At 45.1% G+C, this 6,000-nt stretch carries 5 protein-coding genes; 4 read left to right on the top strand and 1 reads right to left on the bottom strand.

All coding sequences use genetic code 11. The features are described 5' to 3' along the window. Positions 1-105: 105 nt before the first annotated feature. Positions 106-2,016, bottom strand: coding sequence for a ribosomal protection-like ABC-F family protein (abc-f, locus tag KH180_RS13130; RefSeq protein ID WP_290761057.1), 1,911 nt, complete (start codon positions 2,014-2,016; stop codon positions 106-108). A 202-nt stretch (positions 2,017-2,218) separates the two neighbouring features. Here abc-f and KH180_RS13125 point away from each other — a divergent pair, with 202 nt between their 5' ends. Genes KH180_RS13125 through alr form a run of 4 tightly spaced genes read left to right on the top strand, consistent with a single transcriptional unit; the run spans position 2,219 to position 5,884 of the window. Next, positions 2,219-2,878: a redox-sensing transcriptional repressor Rex gene (locus KH180_RS13125; protein ID WP_290761055.1), complete on the top strand. Its 660-nt coding sequence runs from the start codon at positions 2,219-2,221 to the stop codon at positions 2,876-2,878. A gap of 15 nt (positions 2,879-2,893) precedes the next feature. Beyond that, positions 2,894-3,256, top strand: a complete 363-nt coding sequence (gene acpS, locus KH180_RS13120; RefSeq protein ID WP_290761053.1) for a holo-ACP synthase — start codon at positions 2,894-2,896, stop codon at positions 3,254-3,256. After that, positions 3,253-4,734, top strand: coding sequence for an NAD(P)H-hydrate dehydratase (locus KH180_RS13115; RefSeq protein WP_290761052.1), 1,482 nt, complete (start codon positions 3,253-3,255; stop codon positions 4,732-4,734). Before acpS ends, KH180_RS13115 begins: the two co-directional genes overlap by 4 nt. Continuing rightward, positions 4,718-5,884, top strand: a complete 1,167-nt coding sequence (gene alr, locus KH180_RS13110; protein WP_290761051.1) for an alanine racemase — start codon at positions 4,718-4,720, stop codon at positions 5,882-5,884. Before KH180_RS13115 ends, alr begins: the two co-directional genes overlap by 17 nt. The last annotated feature ends 116 nt before the right edge of the window (positions 5,885-6,000 follow it).

The following is a 6,000-nucleotide window of genomic DNA, read 5'->3' as shown; positions in this document are numbered from 1 at the left end:
CGAAGTGAGTTCCGAACGGGCCGCCGGAGAAGCTTTGCTGAAAGTTAGAAAATCTTACATTCCTGAGACAGCAAGCCGGAGAACTGGTCAAAATGTCATGTTGTTTTACTCAGTTTCTTCTGAGAGGGTTTCCCATTCTTCATATAATGCTTCCAGCTGCTGGTCGTTGTTGGCTTTGACGGTGGAGAGTTCCAGCAGTTTTTGTGTGTTTACTGCATTTTCAGGCAGACACATTTCTTCTTCCAGCTTTGTGTTTTCTTCCTCCAGCCTTTCGATTTCTGATTCCACTTTTTTCAGCCGGTTTTCTGTTTTCCGGCGTTTTGCCTCTTGTTCCTTTTGTTTCTGCCAGCTTATTTTTGTATCAGATATGTTTTCAGTCTCTGCCGCCTGTACTTCCTCTGTTCCTTCTTTTTCTTTTTCTAAAAGGTAGTGCTGATAATCTCCGGAGTAGGAGTGCAGTCCTTTGGAAGGAGAAAGTTCCAATATTCTTGTAGCCGTCTTGTTAATAAAATAACGGTCGTGGGAGACATACAAGACAGTTCCTGTATATTGGGACAGGGCGGATTCCAAAATTTCTTTGGAATGAATGTCCAAATGGTTAGTCGGTTCATCGAGGATCAGGAAGTTAGCCCGTGACAGCATAAGCTTTGCCAGTGATACCCGTCCTTTTTCTCCGCCGCTTAAAGAGGAGATCAGTTTGAATACATCCTCGCCTTTAAAGAGAAAAGCAGCCAGCGTATTGCGAATTCTTGTATTGGTTAGTTCCGGGAAAGAATCAGAAATCTCATCGAAGATGGTTTTTTCTGGATGCAGATTGTCCTGTGCCTGATCATAATATCCTATGGATACCTGGGACCCCAGCTTGATCTGTCCTTTGTTTTTTGCGATCTGTTTGCAGATGATCTTCAGCATTGTGGTTTTTCCGGTGCCGTTGGCGCCGATTAAGGCTGCGCGCTCTCCACGGAATATCTCAAAGCCTATATCAGAAAACAGGGTATGTGATCCGAAACTTTTTTCCAGATGTTCTACGGTGAGGACATCGTTTCCGCTGACGACTGAAGGTTCGATAAAAAAGCGCATTTTGCCGTCAGCCTCCATAGGTTTTTCAATCACATCAATCTTATTCAGCATTTTTTCCCGGCTTTCAGCCCGGCGGATGGACTTTTCCCGGTTAAACTGTTTGAGTTTTTCAATGACTGCTTTCTGGTGTTTGATTTCCTGCTGCTGATTTTCATATTCTTTTAAGCGGATGGCTTTTACCTGATCTCTTTTTTGGATAAAAGAAGTATAGTTGCCGTCAAAAAGCATGGCATGTCCTGATTCGATTTCCATAACTTTGTTGACAATCTTGTCCAGGAAATACCGGTCATGGGAGACCAGGATCACTGCACCTTCGTAGTGGCTTAAATATGTCTCCAGCCATTGGATCGATTCCACATCCAGATGGTTGGTAGGCTCATCCAGAAGAAGAATCTCAGGCTTCATCAGAAGAAGCTTGCCGAGAGCAACTCTGGTCTTTTGGCCTCCGGAGAGTGTTGAGATCTTTTTTTGAAAATCTTCTTCCTGAAAACCAAGTCCTTTTAAAATACCGGTAATTTCACTCTGATAGGCAAAGCCGTTTTTCTGCTCAAATAAATGAGTGGCTCTGGTGTACTCCTCCATCTTATCCTCAAGCTCTCTGCCGTTTAAATGCTTCATCATCTGTTCTAATGACCGGAGTTTTTTATCTAACTCAATCACATCCTGTTTTATGGTCAAAAGCTCTTCATAAATGGTAAGAGAAGAAGTATGGTCCTGGTGCTGGGCAAGATAGCCGATCCGTGCATCCTTTTTTTTGTGGATCTCGCCTTCATCGGGGGTCATCTGATCCATAATAATTTTCAGCAGGGTGGATTTTCCGGCTCCGTTTAAGCCAATTACAGCAAGACGGTCTTTTTCATTAATATGAAAGGAAATTCCTTTCAGGACTTCCTGATCAACGAAAGTTTTATATATATTCTGACAAGATAAAACCATAGTGTACTCCTTCAAAACTTCTTAGCAATAAAAATTCTTTCTTAGCATAACATAATTTCTGAAAAAACGCACTAAAAGTTTGACAGATATTAGACAATCTTATATAATTTATTTAATTTAAGGATATCAGGGTCAAATGGTCAAAACATTTTATGGCCCCAACATCATTTAAGTAGTAAATAAAATAAGTGGGAGGGTAATAATGTCATCAATGGATAAAAATATATCACCGGCAGTTATAAAGAGATTACCTAGATATTACCGTTATTTGGGAGCCTTGAAAGCAAAAAATATTACAAGGATTTCCTCCAAAGAACTGAGTGAGCGGATGAAGGTGACTGCATCCCAGATCCGGCAGGATCTTAATAATTTCGGGGGATTCGGACAGCAGGGATACGGTTATAACGTAGAGAATCTTTATGTGGAGATCGGAAAGATTCTGGGGCTTGATAAAAGCAATCAGATGATTATTGTAGGCGCGGGGAATCTCGGCCAGGCGCTGGCGAATTATCAGGATTTTAACAATAACAGCATTGGATTTCAGGTAATTGCACTTTTTGATGTGAATCCAAAGCTGATCGGTATTACAGTGCACGGTGTGGAAGTTCACGATATCGACGATATGGAGGAATTTATCAAGAACCATGAGATCAAGATTGCTGCGCTGACTCTTCCTCAGGATCAGGCGCCGAAGATTGCAAAAGAATTGGCATCCTGGGGGATCAAAGGATTTTGGAATTTTGCACCTGTAGATCTTACACTGCCTGACAGTGTCACGGTTGAAAATGTACATTTGGCAGAGAGTCTCATGACTCTGACATATAATATCCACAGCAGGGAAGACAGCGAGACTGCAGAGTAATGACAGGAGGTCATCATGATTGTCGGAATTGGAACTGATCTGGTAGAGATCGGACGGGTTCAAAAGCTGGTGGAGAGAAAGAACAGTTTAAGCCGGATCTTTTCGGAAGACGAACTGGCATTTGCAGGCTCAGACAGTACGACTCTTGCTGGGAATTTTGCAGTGAAGGAAGCCGTTTCCAAGGTATTTGGAACCGGCTTCTTCGGATTGGAGCCTTTTGAGATCGAGGTGTTCCGGGATACAAAGGGAGCGCCTTATGTAAAGGTATCAGGGAGAGCCAGAAAGCTGGCCTTGGAGATGAAGATTACAAAGTTTCATGTGTCGATTACCAATACAAAAGGACTGGCACAGGCTTTTGTCATAGGAGAGTGTCTATGAAATATGTATTAAATAATCAGGAAATGCAGAACGTAGATAAAGAAACCATAGAACAAATAGGAGTGCCGGGCCTTGTCCTGATGGAACGGGCCAGTGAAAAGATTGCCGGAAGGCTTATGAAGGCTGCAGGAAAGCAGGACAGGATACTGGCTGTGGCAGGCTGCGGAAACAACGGAGGGGATGCTCTGGCCGCGGCGAGAATTCTTTTGGAAGAAGGATTTTCGGTAGATTACACAGTCACAGGGAATCTTGAAAAGGCGTCCGGGGACCTGAAGACCCAGCTGGGAATCTTAAACCGTCTGGGTTATGAAATGAAGAAGGATGCAGATTTTAATGACTATGACTGGATACTGGAAGGACTGTTCGGCGTGGGGCTTTCCCGGGAGATTTCCGGCGTGTACCGCACTGCCGTAGAGAATATCAACGGGAGCAGGGCAAAAGTATTGTCTGTAGATATTCCCTCAGGCATCAGCGGTGACACAGGAAAGGTTCTTGGGTGTGCTGTCAAAGCGGACGCCACGGTGACTTTCGGAGGGCCAAAAGCGGGCCATCTTCTCTATCCGGGAAGAAGTTATTCAGGACGGCTGTATACAGAACGGATCGGCTTCTTTGACCAGACACTGAAAAAATACGCCGGAGGATTTTCATATGACAGGGAGGATCTCTTAAAACTACCCAAACGCAAGGCAGACTCACATAAAGGAACCTATGGAAAGGTTTTGATCGCTGCGGGAAATGAATCCATGTCAGGGGCTGCATATTTCTCGGCAAAAAGTGCCCTGCGTATGGGCAGCGGTCTGGTAAAGGTGATTTCCCATGCCTCCAACCGTCCGATCTTACAGTCAATGCTTCCGGAAGTATTGTTTGGGACGGAAGAAGACCTGGAGGATTCCCTTGCATGGTGTGACTGTATCCTGTTTGGTCCGGGAATGGGAGTGTCAGGGCGGACAAAAAGGCTTTTGGAAACCGTATTGTCCCATGGGACAAAGCCGCTTGTCCTGGATGCGGACGGGCTGAATACAGTCAGCCGCTATGAAATGCAGCTTAATTACCAAAAAGGATGCATTTTAACCCCGCACCTTTTAGAGGCAGCGAGACTTCTGCATATATCAGCAGAACAAGTGAAAGAAGATCTGCTGGGAGCAGGACACCGTGCCGCGGATCAATTTCAGAGCGTTGTTGTTCTGAAAGATGCCGCAACCCTGGCTGTATCAGGAGATGATCCTGTGTACTATAACCGCAGCGGAAATCACGGTATGGCCACGGGAGGAAGCGGAGATGTACTGAGCGGAATCATTGCCAGTCTGCTGGGACGGGGGATGGAGCCGTTTGAGGCTGCGGCCCTGGGAGTATATGTCCACGGCCTTGCAGGAGACCATGCTGCAGAAAGGCTTGGGCATGACAGTATGCTGGCCTCCGACATCATAGATTCGGTCAGCAGTGTTTTAGGAGGAATCAAAAATGAATCAGTATTATAGAGTATATGCAGCTATCGACCTGGATGCGATCTGCCATAACATCAGCGAGATAAAAAATATAGTGGGACCAAATACAAAAATTATGCCGGTAATCAAGGCGGACGGATACGGCCATGGGGCTGTTCCGGTGGCAAAGGCATTAAATAAAATCGGCGTAGATGGTTTTGCAGTGGCAATCATTGAGGAAGGGATCGCCTTAAGAAAACAGGGAATTACCAAACCGATCCTGATTCTTGGCTATACATCGGAATATCAGTATGCTTCCCTGATTCAGCATGAAATTGAACAGACAGTGTTTTCTTATGAGATGGCGGAGGCGATCTCTAAATTTGCAGTAACCATGAAAAAAGACGCCAAAATACATATCAAAGTAGACACAGGAATGAACCGGATCGGATTTAAACCGACAGAAGAATCCGTTCTGCAGGTTGAGCGGATACAGGAGCTTCCGAATATAAAAATTCAGGGGATTTTCACTCATTTTGCATGCGCAGACGAAAAGGATAAAACATCAGCGAGGCATCAGAAGGACTTATTTGACAGATTTGTGCAGCAGCTGGAGGAGAAAGGAATACAGATTCCGGTCAAGCATGTTTCCAACAGTGCAGCCATTATGGATCTTGCCGACTGCCGAATGGATATGGTGCGCTCCGGAATTATTACTTACGGACTGTATCCGTCAGAAGAGGTAGACAAGTCAGCCATTGATTTGAGGCCGGCGCTTTCCCTGATCAGCCATGTGATCCATGTAAAGGAAGTGGAGCCGGGGGAAGGGGTCAGCTACGGATCTACCTTTATCACAGAGCGGACGACCAAGATCGCAACGATCCCGGTAGGCTACGCGGACGGTTATCCCAGGGCCCTGTCTTCCAAAGGGAGAGTCATTATCCGCGGACAGTATGCACCGATCATCGGGAGAATCTGTATGGACCAGTTTATGGTGGATGTGACGGATATCGAAGGGGTCAGTGTCATGGACCAGGTCACCCTGGTAGGAACCGATGGAGACAAGAGCATATCAGTGGAGGAGGCGGCCAATCTGGCAGGTTCCTTTAATTATGAATTTGTCTGCGGAATCGGGAAAAGGGTCCCGCGCGTATATTTTCAGAATGGCAAAGCAAAGGAAGCAGTTGACTATCTGGAAGACTAGAAATATCATATCCTTTACAAAGCAAGCCGGAAAACAGGTGAAAATGGAATATATATTGAATAGAACTGAAAGAAATGTCAATACTCTTCATAAACTATTATGAAAGAGATGGAGAG

Source organism: Anaerostipes sp. (genome assembly GCF_018381315.1).
Taxonomy (GTDB): Bacteria; Bacillota; Clostridia; order Lachnospirales; family Lachnospiraceae; genus Anaerostipes.
Note: the sequence above shows the minus strand (reverse complement) of the source record. Positions and strands in the feature narration are given on the sequence as shown.